The organism is Butyribacter sp., from assembly GCF_056818865.1.
Genome location: NZ_DBLYGC010000001.1, coordinates 122404 through 140577, shown reverse-complemented (window position 1 = coordinate 140577; position 18174 = coordinate 122404). Strand labels below are relative to the sequence as shown.

General features: G+C 33.4%; 14 protein-coding genes. 10 read left to right on the top strand and 4 right to left on the bottom strand.

The genetic code is table 11. The features are described from left to right. Window positions 1-142 precede the first annotated feature (142 nt). The 3 genes from ACZLXV_RS00555 (at window position 143) to ACZLXV_RS00545 (ending at window position 3059) form a co-directional block, all read left to right on the top strand. Window positions 143-817, top strand: coding sequence for a response regulator transcription factor (locus ACZLXV_RS00555; RefSeq protein ID WP_482382174.1), 675 nt, complete (start codon window positions 143-145; stop codon window positions 815-817). 3 nt (window positions 818-820) lie between these two features. Continuing rightward, window positions 821-2242 carry a sensor histidine kinase gene (locus ACZLXV_RS00550; protein ID WP_412900790.1) on the top strand — a complete coding sequence of 474 codons (1422 nt, stop codon included), beginning with the start codon at window positions 821-823 and terminating at the stop codon, window positions 2240-2242. A 145-nt stretch (window positions 2243-2387) separates the two neighbouring features. Next, window positions 2388-3059, top strand: coding sequence for a hypothetical protein (locus tag ACZLXV_RS00545; RefSeq protein WP_482382173.1), 672 nt, complete (start codon window positions 2388-2390; stop codon window positions 3057-3059). Between the two features lie 71 nt (window positions 3060-3130). On the opposite strand, the gene ACZLXV_RS00540 is transcribed toward ACZLXV_RS00545, so the two are convergent. Continuing rightward, window positions 3131-3691 (bottom strand): DUF5662 family protein, encoded by a 561-nt coding sequence (locus ACZLXV_RS00540; protein ID WP_482382172.1) that lies wholly within the window; start codon window positions 3689-3691, stop codon window positions 3131-3133. A 462-nt stretch (window positions 3692-4153) separates the two neighbouring features. On the opposite strand from ACZLXV_RS00540, the gene ACZLXV_RS00535 reads away from it, so the two are divergent. Next, the gene (locus ACZLXV_RS00535; RefSeq protein ID WP_482382171.1) at window positions 4154-5815 is read left to right on the top strand and encodes an RNA-binding domain-containing protein; all 1662 of its coding nucleotides are present in this window, start codon (window positions 4154-4156) and stop codon (window positions 5813-5815) included. 207 nt (window positions 5816-6022) lie between these two features. On the opposite strand, the gene ACZLXV_RS00530 is transcribed toward ACZLXV_RS00535, so the two are convergent. Then, a complete protein-coding gene (locus tag ACZLXV_RS00530) occupies window positions 6023-7060 on the bottom strand; it encodes a helix-turn-helix domain-containing protein (protein WP_482382170.1) in 1038 nt (345 codons plus the stop codon). Window positions 7061-7514: 454 nt separating this feature from the next. Between ACZLXV_RS00530 and ACZLXV_RS00525 the strand changes: the two genes are divergently transcribed. The 3 genes from ACZLXV_RS00525 (at window position 7515) to ACZLXV_RS00515 (ending at window position 13040) form a co-directional block, all read left to right on the top strand. Next, on the top strand, window positions 7515-9263 hold the full coding sequence (locus ACZLXV_RS00525) for an ABC transporter ATP-binding protein (RefSeq protein ID WP_482382169.1): 1749 nt from the start codon (window positions 7515-7517) through the stop codon (window positions 9261-9263). Continuing rightward, window positions 9264-11042 carry an ABC transporter ATP-binding protein gene (locus ACZLXV_RS00520; protein ID WP_482382168.1) on the top strand — a complete coding sequence of 593 codons (1779 nt, stop codon included), beginning with the start codon at window positions 9264-9266 and terminating at the stop codon, window positions 11040-11042. Between the two features lie 303 nt (window positions 11043-11345). Next, window positions 11346-13040: an AAA family ATPase gene (locus ACZLXV_RS00515; RefSeq protein WP_022225340.1), complete on the top strand. Its 1695-nt coding sequence runs from the start codon at window positions 11346-11348 to the stop codon at window positions 13038-13040. Between the two features lie 29 nt (window positions 13041-13069). Here ACZLXV_RS00515 and ACZLXV_RS00510 read toward each other — a convergent pair whose 3' ends face one another. Next, a complete protein-coding gene (locus tag ACZLXV_RS00510) occupies window positions 13070-13759 on the bottom strand; it encodes a LytR/AlgR family response regulator transcription factor (protein ID WP_482382167.1) in 690 nt (229 codons plus the stop codon). Window positions 13760-13968: 209 nt separating this feature from the next. Next, entirely contained in the window at window positions 13969-15297 is a 1329-nt protein-coding gene (locus tag ACZLXV_RS00505) for a sensor histidine kinase (protein WP_482382166.1), read from the bottom strand. 418 nt (window positions 15298-15715) lie between these two features. On the opposite strand from ACZLXV_RS00505, the gene ACZLXV_RS00500 reads away from it, so the two are divergent. The 3 genes from ACZLXV_RS00500 (at window position 15716) to ACZLXV_RS00490 (ending at window position 18105) form a co-directional block, all read left to right on the top strand. Beyond that, complete coding sequence (locus ACZLXV_RS00500) at window positions 15716-16411, top strand: WxPxxD family membrane protein (protein WP_022225343.1); 696 nt, start codon at window positions 15716-15718, stop codon at window positions 16409-16411. A 105-nt stretch (window positions 16412-16516) separates the two neighbouring features. Continuing rightward, complete coding sequence (locus ACZLXV_RS00495) at window positions 16517-17158, top strand: ATP-binding cassette domain-containing protein (protein WP_482382165.1); 642 nt, start codon at window positions 16517-16519, stop codon at window positions 17156-17158. Between the two features lie 86 nt (window positions 17159-17244). Further along, window positions 17245-18105 (top strand): ABC transporter permease, encoded by an 861-nt coding sequence (locus ACZLXV_RS00490; RefSeq protein ID WP_022225345.1) that lies wholly within the window; start codon window positions 17245-17247, stop codon window positions 18103-18105. The last annotated feature ends 69 nt before the right edge of the window (window positions 18106-18174 follow it).

The window sequence follows — 18174 nt, the reverse complement described above, 5'->3', positions numbered from 1 at the left end:
ATACTTTCAGTCAACAAATGTAATGAATAGTTTAGCACAAAAAATTGGATTAAACAATTGTATTCGTATAAACTTTGTAGTAGTTATTTTCTTTTTTTTCTGTTATAATGAGAGGTTGGATTTGTGAAGGGAGGAATAAACTATGCGGATTCTTCTTGCAGAAGACGAAAAAGACTTAAATTACATTATCGTTCAAAAACTGACAGCTGATGGTTATAGCGTGGACTGCTGTTTTGATGGTGAAGAAGCAATCGACATTATTTCTTACACGGATTTTGATGCGATTATTTTGGATATTATGATGCCGAAAGCTGATGGCTTTGCAGTGCTGGACGCTTTGCGGAGTATGAATAAAATGACTCCGGTGATTTTTCTGACAGCAAGAGATTCTGTCTCGGATCGAGTGAAAGGTCTTGATCGTGGTGCGAATGATTATCTCGTAAAACCATTTTCTTTTGAAGAGTTATCAGCACGTCTCAGAGTTATGACAAGAACTTCTTACGGAGTTATGAGCAATGTTATTTGTGTTTCGGATTTATCTATGGATTGTAATGCACACACTGTTTCGCGAGGGGGTGTAGAGATTCATTTATCTGCAAAGGAATATGCATTACTGGAATATCTGATGTACAATCAGGGGCGTGTGTTATCGCGTGAAATGATTGAGGATCATATATGGAACTTTGATTATGAGGGTGGAACTAATGTAGTTGATGTTTATATCAGCTATCTTCGGAAAAAGGTAGATGATGGTCACGACGAAAAACTCATTCATACAGTGCGTGGCAGAGGTTTCGTGTTAAAAGAGGGAGTGTAGGATATGAAGAATTTATCTATCCGTTTGAAGATTACACTTTGGTTTACTGTAACTATGATTATAGTTGTAATATTTGCATATTTGGCTGTCTTTGCTGTAAGTCGTCAGATTTTGATTAAAACAATACAGGACTCCCTCGTGCAGAATGTTGAGAACAATGTGGATGAGATTGAATATCATTCGGACATCAGCCAGCTTCTAAAGACGCACAGATATGACTATCTCATAAAGTATGGAAATGGATATTTGGATATTGATGATGACTTTCTAAGCAAAGTAAACGAGGTGTATACCAGTTTGTATAGTAAAAAATTTGTTCTTATTTATGGAAGCAATCCAACATCTTCTATAACAGAGGGGTTGGATTTTAAGGATTCTAAGATTCAGAAGGTACGTTCAAACGGGAACTGGTACTATGTTTTTGATCGTAAACTTAAAGGAAACGGTTTGGATGATTTATGGCTTCGAGGTGCGGTGTCTGAGGAACAAGGTGAGCGTCAGATGTCAGGGCTGATACGTGCAGCTGTAATTTTGCTGCCTCTTTTGACAATATTAGCATCGGCAGGAGGGTATCTCATTGCAAAGCATGCATTAAAGCCGGTGCAGAAGATTTCGTGGACGGCAAAACAGATTAGTGAAGGAAATGATTTAAAACGCCGTATTGACATAGGCGATGGTGATGATGAGCTTCATCATCTTGCTGCAACTTTTGATGAGATGTTTGACCGTTTGGAACGGGCATTTGAACAGGAACGGCAGTTTACTTCAGATGTTTCTCATGAGCTGCGGACTCCAATGACAGTTATTAACGCACAGTGCGAGTATACGCTTGAGGAGGAGAGAACAGTTGAAGAATATGAGAATGCTATTTTAGTGATCCGCAGACAAGCGAGGAAAATGACAAAGTTAATCAATCATATGCTGGATTTTGCACGACTGGAGATGCGCACAGGAAAATATACAGATATATGCCTTGATGTGTCGGAACTTGTAGATGCTATTTGTTCAGATATGAAACTTATACATGAACATGGTATTACGTTAGAATATGCAACAGAAACAGTTGTTTTGTCTGTAAACCCAGAACTTTTTTCAAGGCTTCTTACGAATCTGGTTAGTAATGCTTATCGTTACGGTAGGGAAAATGGACATATATTTGTGCATCTTAGGCGGGAGCAGACAACTCTTGTACTGTCAGTTGAGGATGATGGAATTGGAATCGAAGAGAAAGAACAGGATAAGATTTTTCAACGATTTTATCAAACGGATAGTTCTCGTGGAGGGGATGGAACCGGGTTGGGACTTGCTATGGTCTGTGAGATTGCGCATTACTACAATGGAACAGTTGATGTGGAAAGTGTGTTTGGGCATGGAAGTACTTTTACGGTGCGATTGCCGGGTGCAACATCTTCTTTGGAAATATAAAAAGGCTGCATTTTGTTCGGTAAGCAAAAGATTATATTTTTTACTAATGTTTTTCTAATAATTGAATGATACAATAAGCATGCAATCAAAATTTAGATGCATTTATAAACAAACAATTTTAACAGATAAATGGAGGATTTATAAAATGAAAAGAAGAATAAAACAGTTTGCAGTTGTGTGTTTTGTTGCAGCAGCTATTAGCGGAACCGGAAATGTTTTTGTACATGCTGATTATAATGGTGTACCTGATAAGGTTACGATTAACGAGTCAAAACGAAGTGTTGTGCAGGGCAAAAAGTTTGAAGTGAAAGTTCAGACATCACCGTACAGTGCAGAGGATGATTATATCTATTGGGAGATTGTTTCTGGAAAATCTTATGTAAGATTTGAAGATTACGACCGTACAGGCGATGATATGGACTTTATAGCAGTAAAACCAGGTACAGCAATCATACGTTGTTATGTATATGGGAAAAACAAAAAGCGTTATGGAGACACAATTAAAGTGACAGTAACTGCTGCAAAAAAAAATTATTCACTGCAGAAAGTCGGAAAATCCGTTAAATATGAAGAGGTAAATGATGATTTTGATTTAGAAGTCAGAAAAGGGCATTCAATCAAAGAGAGTGAATTAAAATGGAAAATCAGCAATTCAGGTATTGTGGATTTTGCTGAAAGGAAAAAAACCGGTCATGAAGTGGAGTTCTATGCAAAAAAGTGTGGAACAACAAAGGTGACATGCAGCTATACAAACAGTAAAGGGGATAAAAAGTCTGTTGTGTATACGGTAAAAGTAGTTTATGATTATGATGATTGATAGCGTGGATTTGCCCCCAAAGCTGATGGGAAGCTGTTAGCTTTGGGGGTGAAGTTTTTTCTATGTTAATTTCAATATTTATTCGATTTCTTCCAGTCAATATTATCCCTGATATATTTAAAGGTTGTTTCTTCGCCCTTATCAGCAAGCATAGTTAAAAGTTTTTCAAGTAATGCCCGTGTGTCAGGATGCAGTACATAATAATCTTTGTTTTTGTTGTAGTATGCCAGTGGAAAAGAATCATTATAGGTGTCACGGTTATAGTTTTTACTTGCTGAAATCCTATCGCAGAACATCTCAAGTACATATCTTGTAGGCATAGGCATACCAACAAGACCATCTCTCGGATTTATCGCAAAATCTATCCAGTATTCAAAATGATGTTTGTTACGTCCTTTGTGGTGAAGCCATGCGGAAGAGTATTTTTTATCTTCTTTTTCGGCAAAGTTCGGACTTCTTTTGCCGCCTTGATAATATTTTACACCTGCAAAAAATTCTATAGGATTATATTTAGACCAGTCGTGCATAATTCCCTGTTTGTAAAGACCGGCTTTAAAGCAGTAGTGCCTTACAAGATTTTTGTGGTGAAGAATTGTGCAAAGGTGACCGTAAAAATTTTTTAGGTAGTTCATGATATTTTTTGTTCCTCATTTCTAGTATTCTGTATATTGCGTAACCTTTTTGCGTATGTATGATGTTATATAGGCAAAAAGATATGATTTATTCATTTAAACACCTTTTCATGTTGCCAAGTATAGGTGGGACAACTAACTAGACAAGTATATCATAATGTTTCACGATTTTCCATATTCCCTCATCCAGACCTTCGGTGTCATTCTTTTTTCAGTTTAAATTACCCATAAAAAAATTTAAATAGTTTATGATGTGCGTCATTTCTGGTATATAAATAGATTTTGCGACGGCATAATTTTATATGAGCAAGTAGTGAAGCAGATTGCGAATATCCTTGACCGGAATATAGCTTGTTGTTAAAGTAAAAAGCGGTTATAATATTATAATAAAAAGAGTTATTTGCTTGATGTTTGTAGGTGATTATCGGGGGATAATAATAGCAAATAAAAATATATAAAGAGGTGATTTTTTTGAAAACATTACAGGATGCTTTAAAAGTAGGAGAAGCAGTAGATATAGAATTCAAATCTTGGATAAAAACATCAAGTATGAAAGAAAGAATTTCGTTGGCTGTTGATGAGTTGATTGCATTTGCTAATTGTAAGGGTGGGACAGTATATTTTGGAGTTGAAGATGATGGAGAAGTAACAGGCTGTACAGGAAAGTACGATTTACAGTCTATCTGTGAATCAATATATGATAAGACAAGACCACCAATGTTTACTGATATTGAAGAGATTGAATATGATGGTAAAACAGTAATTGCGATTACAGTGGAAGCGGATGGAAAGACTTATGCAACAACGGATGGAAGATGTCTTAAGCGACTGGGAAAAAATTCTAAGCCTTTTTATTCGGATGAAATGGCACATATATATTCAATAGAACATACTAATGATTTCTCTTCACAAATAATAGCAGAGAGTTCCATTGATGATATAAATCTTTTAGTGGTATATGCTTTGAAAGAAAAATTAAAATTGCATGATCCGGTATCAACTTTACCAGATTTGGATGATATGGCTTTTCTGAAAGATCTTAAGTTAATAGCGAATAAAGATGGTCAAATAAAACTTACAATAGCAGGATTGTTGTTTGTTGGAAAGGATATATCAATTCAAAAACTATTGCCACAGGCGGAAGTCATATATTTACATTATGGTAAAGATAATCTTGAAGAGTATAATGCACGAATAGATATGAAACAACCGATAATTACTATATTAGACAGGCTTACGGAAAAAATAGAAAATGAAAATAAGATAAGGTTGGTTCAGATTGGACTGTTTAGACTTGAAGTGGCTGATTTTTCGACTAAGGTATTTCAGGAGGCTTTGTTAAATGCACTTTCTCACAGAGATTATCAGCAACAGGGGGCAGTGTATGTTAAACATTATTCAGATAAAGTTATAATCGAGAATCCTGGGGGATTTTTAGATGGGATAACAGCGGATAATATTATTACTCATCCATCATCACCGAGAAATAAATTAATTGCAGAGACATTGCAAAATTTAAGATATGTGCAGCGAACTGGGCAAGGGGTAGATATAATTTATAAGGAAATGGTAACTATGGGAAAGCCATATCCGATTTATAGAATGTTTAATGATGCGGTACAGCTGACAATAGGAAGTGCGATGGAAGAACCAAATTTTGTTGAGTTTATTATAAAAGAACAGGATACAAAGCAAATAACTTTTTCTTTGGCTCAATTGATGATTTTAAGGTATATTGCTGAAAATAGAAAGATTACATTGTCTGAGGTAAAGAAAGTGGCGCAGATATCAGATGATGAAGCAAGAAAATGTTGTTCTGATTTGATGCGGCTTGGTTTGATTGAAAATATTGCAAAAGAGTATATGTTGACTGCGAGAGTATATGAGGCTGTAAAATCAGATGTTGAATATACTAGAGATAAAACGGTGCAGTATATTAAAGCAAAGGACATGATTGTTGAATATATAAAAAAACATGGATTTATAAACAGAATGACAGTCCAAGAATTATGTGGATTTAGTAATCAGCAGGCTAGAAGAACTATTGAAAAAATGAGAAAAGAAAATATTATTGTTATGAGCAGTGGAGGAAAATATGCTAAATATATTATGGTGGAGCCATAATGTTGATTTAATTTGTTATGACAAGTTAAATGACAAATTAGATAACGAGTTAAAAATAAAAGCATATAAGAAAATATACATGAATAATTGACAAATAACAATTTGTCATAACAAATTAGATGACAAGTTAAAAAATAAATAAGTATGATAGAGAATGTTATATGAAAATATAATTTAAAGAGATTAATTTAATACTGTGAAATTCTTTCACGATTTTCCATATTCCCTCCTCCAAACCTTCGGTGTCATCCCTTTCCACTGTTTAAATGAGCGTATTAAATGGCTACAGTCTGAAAAACCTGTTTCCTGACTTATATAATTTAAATCAAGGTCAGTAAATATAAGCAGGTCTGCTACACGGTTCAGACGTATAAATTCTATATATTCTTTGCAGGATTGGTTGTAAAGCTGTCTGAATGAGCGTGCAAAGTTTGAGTAACTCATATTGCACATTTTGGCGAGTTCCTTTACCTGAAGCTGTTCGTTATAATGCCTGTCAATATATTCTGTAATATTGTCAAAGGGATTGTCGGGGGCGGATGCACAGAGTACCTTCTCATCAACAGCAACGCCTTTTGAAATCCATATACGACTCATATATGTAAGAAGTTTTGCTATATTTGAGCCGATAAGTGTATCGTATCCATATTGTCTTGTTTTTATTTCTTCTATACATTGTTCAAAAAGTTCGTAAATCTGGTAGTTTTTTAAATCCTTTTTTGAAAAAAATATATTTTCGGGATTTTGTTCGTAAGCAATATTGAACATATTTGAAAAGCGTGATTTGTAATTGCCTGATATGTGCAGGAAATTTAAATCAAATTTTAGTACCTGATAGCTTATATCACAGTTTGCAGATAGCATGTTTTTATCGGGTACTGGTTGGATGGAACCATGCTTTTTGTCAATTTTGGGATGAATTTCATCGGATGAAAGCGGACTTAAACAGGATTTCTTCGTAAGAGAAAGACCTTTTTTAACAATGGAAATAGCTTCGGCAGGAGTTTCATAAATTGAATGTATATGCTTTGGGCAGAAGATAATAAGGTCACCCGGGGAGAGATTATAGATGTTTTCATTGCAGATAACTTCTGTATTGCCATTTAATATATGGATAATCTCAAAAAAGTAGTGCCAGTGAGGGAGAATTGGAAAATTGTCAGGTGTCGAGGTATGCACAAAGGCTTCTATAGGTGAATTTAATCCGTCGCAGTATTCGTAAAGATTTTTAATGTTTTTTTCCATATTGGTTCTCCGTTCTTGTTTATTGATAATAATATATCATTTAAAAAAAGGTGTGAAAAGGTTAGGTGATGCCGTTTTTGTTTGAAAATATTATATAATATATAAACGATTTTTTCAATAATATTATTCTTGGGAATAGTAAGCTGAAAATAAAGCAAAATAGTGTTTATTGGACTCAAAATAGTATTATAAACTTTAAATATATGATAGATTTATACAATTTTTTTATAGGTTTATTATATTATATATATGTCTGCTGTGATATACTGTAAAAACTTTCGTAAGTTATAAGATGATGCAAGGGGCAAAATACTTTTTAATCCCAACATCATAAGATATGCAGAACAGGAATTGTCTAATGTTTAATAAATAACATTGTGAATAGTTTTGCAGATAACTTATAAGTTTGAAAAAACATATGAAAAAGAGGAACAGGAAAAGGAGAATTAGAAAAATGACACCGATGAAATGGTTTTATTCATTTTTGAAGAAATACCGCTGGCGTATGTTTTGGGGAATAGTGCTGACTACTATTGTTGCAGTTTGTGCTTTAGTCAGTCCATATGTTTCAAAGCTTATCGTTGACCGGGTTATTCAGAATGAACAGTATGGTATGCTTAGAAATCTCATTATTGTACTTATTGTTACTATTATAATAAGGGGAATATGCAGATTTTTCTCGCAGGTACTTTTTGAGACAAGTTCTCAGAATGTTCTTTACAGTATGCGTGATACGGTTTACAGAAAACTTCTTCAGGAGGATTTCGCATTTTACAATAAGAACAGAACAGGTGACCTGATGAGCCGCCAGACAGGTGATATGGATGCTATCAGACATTTTGTGGCATATGTAATATATGTTACATACGAGTATGTTTTATATTTTGTGATAGCACTTATCATGATTTTTGCAACAAATTTAAAAATGGCGTTATGTATGGTACTTGTATTGCCACTTACGGCACTTACAACATATTTTCAGGCAAAAAGCGTAAAACCGGCTTTTAGAAACTGCCGTAATGCTTTTTCAAGTCTTAATACTTTTGTTCAGGAAAATGTAAGTGGAAACAGGGTTGTAAAGGCTTTTGCAAAAGAAGATTATGAGATGGAGAAATTTGCCGTTGAAAATGACAGATACAGGGATTCAGAGCTTGGTGCGGCAAATGTGTGGAAGAAATATGTACCGCTTTTTGAAGTTTTCTCAAATATTTTGACACTGGTACTTATGCTTGTCGGCGGTATTATGGTTGTTAATGGACAGATGACTATGGGTGACCTTGTTGCCGTAAACGGTTATCTTTGGATGCTTACAATGCCGCTTCGTATGGCGGGATGGCTTATCAACGATATGCAGAGATTTACGACTTCTGTTGAAAAAATTTACAATACATATATTGCCGAGCCGGATGTTAAGAAACCTTTTAATCCGGTTCACCGCAAGAAGCTTGATGGAAATGTAAAATTTGAGCATGTTTCATATCAGGCAGATGATGAGGACATTCTTCATGATATTAACTTTGAGGTCAAGAAGGGTGAGACAGTCGGAATAATAGGAACTACAGGTGCAGGAAAGTCTACGGTAATGAATCTTTTATGCCGTTTCTTTGATGCGACAGAGGGAAGTGTCTATGTTGATGGTGTAAATGTAAAAGACATGGATATGTACGAACTTAGAGAAAATATAGGTATTGCAATGCAGGATGTATTTCTTTTCTCGGATACGATTGAGGGAAATATAGCTTATGGAAGACCGGATTGCAGTTTTGAGGATGTAAAAAGAGTTGCAAAAATGGCAGATGCCAATTTATTTATAAAAAATCTTCCTGACGGATATGACACAATTGTAGGTGAGCGTGGAGTTGGACTTTCAGGTGGACAGAAACAGAGAATTTCGCTTGCAAGAGCACTTCTTAAAGACCCGGCAATCCTCATTCTTGATGATACAACGTCAGCTGTTGATATGGAAACGGAGAGTTATATTCAGAGACAGCTTGAAAATATAAATCATGCATGCACGACATTTATAATTGCATACAGGATTTCTTCTATTAAAGATGCGGATAAAATACTTGTGCTTGACCAGGGAAGAATTATTGAGCAGGGAACGCATGATGAACTTGTTAAAAAGAATGGATATTATGCAACAGTTTATTACCACCAGTATCCTATGGCAGCTAAATTGAGAGAACAGGGGGTGAAATAGATGGCTAGAAATAAATATGATGTTGACGAAGTAGTAGAGCAGAAATTTGATATAAAGCAGCTTAAAAGACTTGTTGATTATATCAGACCTTATAAGGGAAAAATGTTTTTTGTACTCGTGCTTATGCTTTCATCATCAGGACTTGGAATGTTTCTTCCGAAGTTTCTGCAGATTGAAATGGATAAGTATATACCAGACAAAGATATAAAATCCATTGTGATGCTCACTGTACTTGCCGGAGTTATCGTTCTCTATTCGGTAATAAGTACGAGAGTAAAGATAGATGTAACAACTAAGGTTGGTCAGGACATAATTCATACGATAAGAGAAGATATTTTTAAACATCTTCAGGAACTTCCGTTTAGTTATTATGATGAAAGACCGCATGGAAAGATTCAGGTAAGGGTGGTAAATTATGTAAATAACCTTAGTGACCTTCTTTCAAATGGTATCATAAATACAATAACAGACCTTTGCAATCTTATTTTTATATTGATATTTATGTTTGCAATGAGTCCAAAACTTACACTTATATGTCTTTGCGGACTGCCTGTGCTTATAATATATGTTGTATTTTTAAAGAGGAGACAGAGCCATGCATGGCAGGTTCAGAGTAACAAACAGTCAAATTTAAATGCCTACATAGCAGAGAGTATTAACGGTATCAGAGTTACACAGGCATTTGTAAGAGAAGAAAAAAATATGGATATATTTAATGATTTAAGTATGTCATATAAAAATGCGTGGCTTAAAGCGGTATATTATAACTTTGCGATGGGACCGATGGTTGACCTTATATCAACAATAACAACATCATTTATATATGTAGTTGGTGTTTCGTGTATTATAAACGGCGAACAGTCAGGTGTGACAGTCGGTGTGCTTATTTTATTTACGGCGTATATAAGCAGATTTTGGGCACCTATAAATACTATTGCAAGTTTTTATAACAGCCTTCTTACTGCAATTTCTTATCTTGAAAGAATATTTGAAACCATAGATGAGCCTGTAGAGGTTAAGGATGCACCGGATGCAACTGATATGCCTCCGATAAAAGGAGATGTGTCTTTTAAACATGTAAGATTCAGCTATGAGGATGGTGTGCCTATTCTTAAAGATGTAAGTTTTGATGTAAAGCAGGGACAGACAATAGCGATAGTAGGTCCTACAGGAGCAGGCAAAACGACAATTGTAAATCTTTTGAGCCGCTTTTACAATGTTGACAGCGGAGAGGTTCTTATAGATGGAATTGACATATCAAAAGTAAAAATACATTCACTTAGAACACAGATGGGTGTGATGATGCAGGACAGCTTTATATTTTCGGGAACTATTATGGATAACATCAGATACGGAAATAAGACTGCAACTGATGAAGAAGTGATAAGGGCTGCAAAAACAGTATGTGCACATGACTTTATCATGGAGATGGAAGAAGGATATAATACTCAGGTAAATGAGAGAGGAAGCAGACTTTCGGTCGGACAGAGACAGCTTATTTCATTTGCCAGGGCACTTCTTGCAAATCCGGCAATCCTGATACTTGACGAGGCTACATCAAGTATTGACACTGAAACGGAAATCGTACTTCAGGAAGGTCTTAACAATCTTCTTAAAGGAAGAACATCGTTTATTATTGCACACAGACTCTCTACTATTAAGAATGCTGACAAAATCATGTATATTGATAAAGGTGGTATTTTGGAAGCAGGAAGTCATGATGAACTTCTTGAAAATAAAGGGGCGTATTACGACCTCTATATGTCCCAGTATTTATAGTTTCAAATGAGACTAACACAGTGCCATACATATATCTTGCACGCTCAGTAACGCTTGCGTTCTGAGAGTATGGTTGCAAAATATGTATGGCACTGTTGCCTTTACTTTGTTTTTTGGGAATGTTATGATAAACATATCTATATGATAAATAATCTATATGATAGCTTTATTTTAAAGAAAATATCAGACACTATGGCTTTGCGTTTAGAGGCAAAGAAGTGCTTATAGGATGAATAAAGTTTTTCAGAAGGGTAAAATGTTAGTGATATAGAGAGTGATCCTTGAATTATGGGAGGTAGGCATATGGCGAGAGTGGTTGGTATAGGAAAACAGGATTTTGAAAAAATCATACAGGAAAATTGTTTTTATGTGGATAAAACAGCCTTTATAAAAGAGTGGTGGGAGTATAAAGATGATGTAACACTTATAACCCGCCCACGCCGTTTTGGAAAGACATTGAATATGAGTATGCTCAATTGTTTTTTCTCAAATAAGTATGCAGACAGAGGGGATTTGTTTGAGGGACTTGATATATGGAAAGATGAAAAGTATCGAGAGATTCAGGGGACATATCCAGTTATTTTTCTTAGTTTTGCGGGGGTAAAAGGAAAGGATTATGTAACTGCAAAACAGCAGATATGTGCAAAAATAGTAAAAATATATGAAGAAAACAGATTTTTGCTTGATTCAGATATAATAAGTGATACAGAAAAAGCAAGATATATTTCTTTTTTGGAGCATCCAAATGAGCAGGATATTTCATATACATTAAATGATTTAAGTGATTATCTTAGCAGATATTATGGAAAGGATGTAATAATTCTGCTTGACGAATATGATACACCTATGCAGGAGGCATATGTAAGCGGATATTGGGAAGAACTTGCAGCGTTTACAAGAAGCCTTTTTAATTCAACATTTAAGACAAATCCGTATCTTGAGAGAGCCATTATGACAGGGATAACAAGGGTTTCAAAAGAAAGTATATTCTCTGATTTGAATAATCTTAAAGTAGTGACGGTCACAAGTGATGAATATTCTGATTGTTTTGGTTTTACGGAGAAAGAAGTTTTTAACGCACTTGATGAGCAGGGACTTTCAGATGAAAAAGAAAAGGTGAAATTATGGTATGATGGTTTTACTTTTGGAAACAAAACAGATATTTATAATCCGTGGTCGATTACTAATTTCCTTGATGAAAAGAGATATCGTACCTTTTGGGCGTCGACAAGTTCAAATAGTCTTGTATCAAAACTTATACAGGCGGGCTCAGTGAATATAAAAAGGATAATGGAAGAACTTTTGGAAGGAAAGCATTTAAAAACTGAATTAGATGAACAGATAGTATTTAATCAGCTCGATTCAAGTTCAGAGGCAATATGGAGTCTGCTTTTGGCAAGTGGGTATCTTAAATTAGAACATGTAGACTTTGAAAATGTGGAAGGTGAAAATATATATGAATTGAGTCTTACAAATTTTGAAGTGAAATTAATGTTTGAAAATATGATAAAAGCGTGGTTTAAGACAAGAGACGATTCATCGGACGAATTTGTAAAAGCTATGTTTGGCGGAGATTTAGATGCTATGAATTATTATATGAATGAAATTACATGTAGTACTTTCAGCTGCTTTGATGTTGCGGGAAAAGATGAATCAAGGATAAGACCTGAGAATTTTTACCATGGATTTGTATTAGGACTTATGGTTAGTCAGAAAAAAGATTATATAGTTACTTCAAATCGCGAAAGTGGTTTCGGAAGATATGATATAATGCTTGAGCCAAAGGACAAGGAGAATATCAAACTGCCTGGAATAGTGATTGAATTTAAGGTGATAAATCCTAGAAAAGAGAGTTCTCTTGAAGATACGGTAAATGAGGCGTTAAAGCAGATAGAAGAAAAAAATTATGATGCAGAGCTTATAAAAAGAGGTGTGAAAAAAGAAAATATCAGACACTATGGCTTTGCGTTTAGAGGCAAAGAAGTGCTTATAGGATGAGGCTGATGTTTTTGATTGGATGTTGTTGTTTATATTCTAAGCATATTTAAAACATATTCATCAAATTTTTGTTTGAGTAAATTGGTGTAACGGCGACTTATCGGAAATGAAATTCCGTTATGTAAGATTACTTTTTTTTCTTGAATTTTCTTATAGTGTTTTAAGTTTATGATTATTGAGCGTGAAATAGGACAAAAATTAAATTCTTCAAGTTCTTTTGCCCATTCTTTCATTGATTTGCGGCTTGAAAAAGAGTTTCCGTTTTTTGTGTGAAAAATACTATATTTTTGTTCTGAACACAGATATAGTATTTCTTCGCAAGGAACAGCGATGTTGTCGTCTATTTTGACTGGTAAAAAATTATGGCTTAGGTAAGCTGCTTTTTCAATGTTATGTCTTATTGATATTTCTGAAAATGGTTTGGAAATAAATGAAATTACATTTCGTCCAAAAGCATCTTTTATCTGTTCATTGTGAGATGTAATAAATATAATTAAGGTAAAGGGAGAACTCTTTTCTAAGATATTTTTTACTTCTATACCTGTCATGTCTTTCATTTCAATATCCAAAAAAAGTAATGTAAGTGATAAATATATATTGGAACTAAGGAGTTTCTCGCCTGACTCAAACTGGGATATATCATTGTAACCAAGCTTTTTACATAAAATTAATAGTTGTGTTCTTATTTGTAAGTCATCATCACAGATTCCGATTTTCATTGTTAAAGTTCCTCCCTGATGTTATAAAGTATATATTTGTTATGTTATCAAGTTAAAGGATAAAAAACAACATTTATGCGATAAGTGGTCAATTTATGCGATAAGTGGTAATTTTTTATATTATAGGAACCGCTTCGCGAACCTTATAATCAATTGGCGGCACAAGAACAGTGCCTTTTATCAGAAATTACTTCATAATTTCTGATAAGTTATATTATATTATGCAAGAATACATAGGTATAAAAAGTATTTTTTTCTGATTTAAGTTCAAGTTTTCCGTTATATTTTTTAATTGTATTATTTACATTTTTTAGTCCAAAACCATGATTTATGCTATCGGATTTTAAAGTGAAAAAGTTTGTGCCAGATTGATTTGGAAGTGATGTGCAGGTGTTTTCAATATACATTGTGATATTATTTTCGTCATTATAGAGCGAAACATATATATGTTTATCAGTTTGTTGTTTATTATTTTTATCTGAAATTTGGTCAGTAGGTGTGATACGGCATATAGATTCGTAAGCATTTTTTAGCAAATTTGAAATTATAACACAGAGGTCGTCATTACTTACAAAAGTATTTTCTAAAAATTTTCCGTCGATTTTAAATTCAGTATTTTTAGGTAAGTTTTCATAAAAATAGTTTATGATGGCATCTGCAATTACATTGTTGGTAGATATAAAATATACATTTGCTTTTATTTGTGTGAGTTTTTCTACATAAATTTTTAAATCTTCAAAATTATTATTTTGAGCAAGTGCCTGCATTGCAGTTATATGATAATTGTAGTCATGTTTAAAGGCACGCAAATCCATATTTTTATTTTGCAGGTCCTTATAGTACTGCTCTTCTAATGAAAGCATTTTTGATTTTAAATTGTCAATTTGTTCAAGCTCAGAATGTATATGTGAAATACGAAAATACAAAACAAGTATAATAATACTTAGTATTATCATTATGTAAATTGCCAACATTAACAGTCGGCGTCCTATATAGTTTATATTTTGGTAAAATAGTAAACAAGAAACACCTGACAGAAAAAAATCGACAAATATTACAGGTAGGATTAGAGTCAGATTTTTTGTTTTAATTTTTTTGAAAGTATTAATATCAATATTTATTTTGGATTTAAGCATAGCAATAGATGTCAGCATTATTACAAGTGATAATAAAATAATAAGTATATGTAATAATTTATTATTATATGTGATATGTATTGCAAGACAAAGGGTATAAAAACAGATAGAGTTTATTATATTGATTGCAAGTGTCAATATAGTAACAATAAATATAATAATGAACAGCGATTCTTTGAATAATAACAATACAATGGGAAATATAATAAAGGTTTCAGGCAGTGGTGTGTTTGAAAAATATGTATATATTCCCCATGCGAGCATAAAAGCAAGACTTAAGTATTGCCGTATTTTTGAAGTGCTCATAGTAATGAATAATATATTTTTTAGAATATATAAAATAATTGTAAGTTCTAATATGTAGTTGAGAGTTTGTCCAATGTTAATGAGTATTAAATTCATAAAAATTGTTTCCTTTTTTAAATTATATTTATATAAGTATAAAATATAACATTATATAAGTCAAAATTATATTAGTGTTAATAAACAAGCTATGTTTATACTTAATGTCATTAGGATACGATTGAACAATAAAAAAATTACCGTTTATCGCAAAAAACGACCATTTGTCGCATTGTTCTAGAAAATATTATATATGTCTGCTATGATTAAAATAATCGAATATTGCAATGTTTGAAAATTTAATTGTAAAGGAGTGTAATGAATTATGAGTTTTTTTACAGATGACAATTGGTTAGAATTTTGGAAAAGATTTTTTTGCTAGAATTCATATTTTCGTGTATGGATGGAAGTGATAAAAAAATTGCATGAACAGGGGTTTTGATAAGTACGATTACATTTATATTTAAGGTGAGACAGGATGAATTATAAAAGTGTTATAAGCAGTTATCTGGGGCTGTCGGGGATGTATGCGGCTTTCTGGTATTGGGAAGAAAAATATCTTATATATACTGAGAAGAAAGAAGATTTATTGGGAGCGATAGTTGGAACACATGGGGGATATGGTCATTATATGAATATCGCAGTTATATATATGGCGGTATTTTTGATGTTTGTTTTTAAGGAGATAGAGCCTTTTTCGATAAAAGCGGTATCAAGGGCAGGAAGGACTATATCGTTTAGAAAATGTTTTTTACAGATGCTTGAACTGAGTGCAGGTTATTCGTTTATATATGTGGGGGTGCAGGTTGTAGGAGTGTCTATATTTGTTGACAAAGATATACTTATTAAAAATAATTTCTGGGGTATAATGATGTTTTATTATATTGCAGTATTTATTATATTCAGCTTTGGCGGAGTATGTTATCTGCTATTGTATGTGATAACAAAATTAAAAATAGTATCATTATTACTGACAATAGCGGTAAATATATTTGTAGTATTTTTTCTTAAGGCAGACAACTGCTACTTTGGTTTGACGATAATAGATAACATGTCTTTTGGAGGATATATGCAGATAGCTATATGGCTTCTGAAAAGAGTAAAGGATTTTGCCATAACAACAGGGATATATATAGTTGCAGGAATTATTTATGAAAAAAAGGATATTGTGTGAGGCTTGATATAGATTTTCATTATTGCATTAAATAATACCGAATATAATTTGATGCATAGAAATGGCTGATATATTGAATATTCGTTTTACAGGGAGGAAGAATAGATGGAAGTGAAAGTTAAAAATTATAGCAAAAAACTTAAAGGCAGAAATGTGCTTGATAATGTATCGTACAAATTTGAAGGTGGAAATATATATGGTTTGTATGGCAGAAATGGTTCGGGAAAGACAATGTTAATGAGAGCTGTTGCTGGTCTGATTTTTCCAACATCAGGAGAGGTGATTATAGATGGGAAAGTTCTTCATAAGGAAATAAGTTTTCCGAAAGATATGGGCGTTATAATAGAAAATATGGAACTTATGCCGCAGTATGATGCATATGACAATTTAAAGATTCTTGGAAAAATCAGAAAGACTGCGACAGATGATGACATAAATAGCACATTGGAAAAAGTTGGTCTGCATGATGTTAAAGGAAAGAAAGTAAGAACATATTCTCTTGGAATGAAGCAGAAACTTGCAATAGCGCAGGCGATATTTGAGCATCCTAAATTGTTGCTTTTAGACGAGCCGACTAATGCACTAGACGAAGAAAGCATAAATGATATAAGAAAACTTCTGCTTGAATTAAAAGAAAAAGGTGTATTGATTATAGTGGCAAGTCACAATAAAGAGGACATTGAGCTTTTATCAGATGTGAAGATAAATATGGCAGATGGAAAGATTAAATCGGAGGTAAGGAAGTGATTATAGGCTGAGGCTGGTATTTTTCATTTAAGCATAACAATAGATGCCAGTAGTAATTACATAAACGCTTCGGAATGGAGATAAAAATGTTAAAGAAAGAAATACTTAGTGTATTAAAGAGTAAAAGAGTGTTAATAATTGCATTGATTATTTTTTTGATTCCGATTATGGATATAAATATGGCTGCTAAACAATTGCAAGTTAGTTATAAAAGGGCACATAAAGAGGAAATACTGGAGGCTGATCGTGAATCAGAAATAGAATGTGAAAAAGAGGGCGGAAGATTTATAAGTGGTTGGCTGGCACATCCGGCATATGCATCATTTTTGTCACGGAGTACACAAGGGCATACTACACAGATTATGATTTTATGGCTTTTGCCGTTTTTTGTACTTAATCTGGTAAGTGACAGATATATATGGGAATCGAAAAAGGGGTATACAAATATAATGCTTTCAAGGGGTTCAAGGAAAAAATATATGTTGAGTAAATATGCTGCATCGTTTTTGATACCATTTGTTGTATTTGCATTGAGTCTGCTTTTGAATTTTGTACTTGCCCAGATAATTTTTAGAGATGGGAATAATTTTATGGGTTTGGAGGTTTTATTTGATGATAAGTACGAAAAATGGTTTAGGATAGAGGGAAGGTATCCAAATCTAATGTATCTTTTATATGTTTTTGTTACGGCATTTCTAGTTGGGATGTGTGGACTTATAACACAGTCACTGGCATTTATAAGTAAGAGATATACTATTACATATATTGTCGGATTTTTTATATGGATGTGGCTTCAGACGACGCCATACAATTTGACATATGCCACACAGCCTTTTATAGAGTATGGTTTTGAAGATTTTATAAAATCGGTTGCTTTATATGTGGGAACAGGGCTTTTGATAAGTACAGTTACATTTATATTTAAGGTGAGACAGGATGAATTATAAAAGTGTTATAAGCAGTTATCTGTGGCATAATGGTGTTTTCAGAAAGCAGACAACTGCTGTTTTGGTCTG

Bases quoted from the DNA above. Each gene is read 5' to 3' on its own strand.
- ACZLXV_RS00555 (WP_482382174.1), top strand. From the start codon at position 143: ATGCGGATTCTTCTTGCAGAAGACGAAAAAGACTTAAATTACATTATC.
- ACZLXV_RS00550 (WP_412900790.1), top strand. From the start codon at position 821: ATGAAGAATTTATCTATCCGTTTGAAGATTACACTTTGGTTTACTGTA.
- ACZLXV_RS00545 (WP_482382173.1), top strand. From the start codon at position 2,388: ATGAAAAGAAGAATAAAACAGTTTGCAGTTGTGTGTTTTGTTGCAGCA.
- ACZLXV_RS00540 (WP_482382172.1), bottom strand. From the start codon at position 3,691: ATGAACTACCTAAAAAATTTTTACGGTCACCTTTGCACAATTCTTCAC.
- ACZLXV_RS00530 (WP_482382170.1), bottom strand. From the start codon at position 7,060: ATGGAAAAAAACATTAAAAATCTTTACGAATACTGCGACGGATTAAAT.
- ACZLXV_RS00525 (WP_482382169.1), top strand. From the start codon at position 7,515: ATGACACCGATGAAATGGTTTTATTCATTTTTGAAGAAATACCGCTGG.
- ACZLXV_RS00520 (WP_482382168.1), top strand. From the start codon at position 9,264: ATGGCTAGAAATAAATATGATGTTGACGAAGTAGTAGAGCAGAAATTT.
- ACZLXV_RS00515 (WP_022225340.1), top strand. From the start codon at position 11,346: ATGGCGAGAGTGGTTGGTATAGGAAAACAGGATTTTGAAAAAATCATA.
- ACZLXV_RS00510 (WP_482382167.1), bottom strand. From the start codon at position 13,759: ATGAAAATCGGAATCTGTGATGATGACTTACAAATAAGAACACAACTA.
- ACZLXV_RS00505 (WP_482382166.1), bottom strand. From the start codon at position 15,297: ATGAATTTAATACTCATTAACATTGGACAAACTCTCAACTACATATTA.
- ACZLXV_RS00500 (WP_022225343.1), top strand. From the start codon at position 15,716: ATGAATTATAAAAGTGTTATAAGCAGTTATCTGGGGCTGTCGGGGATG.
- ACZLXV_RS00495 (WP_482382165.1), top strand. From the start codon at position 16,517: ATGGAAGTGAAAGTTAAAAATTATAGCAAAAAACTTAAAGGCAGAAAT.
- ACZLXV_RS00490 (WP_022225345.1), top strand. From the start codon at position 17,245: ATGTTAAAGAAAGAAATACTTAGTGTATTAAAGAGTAAAAGAGTGTTA.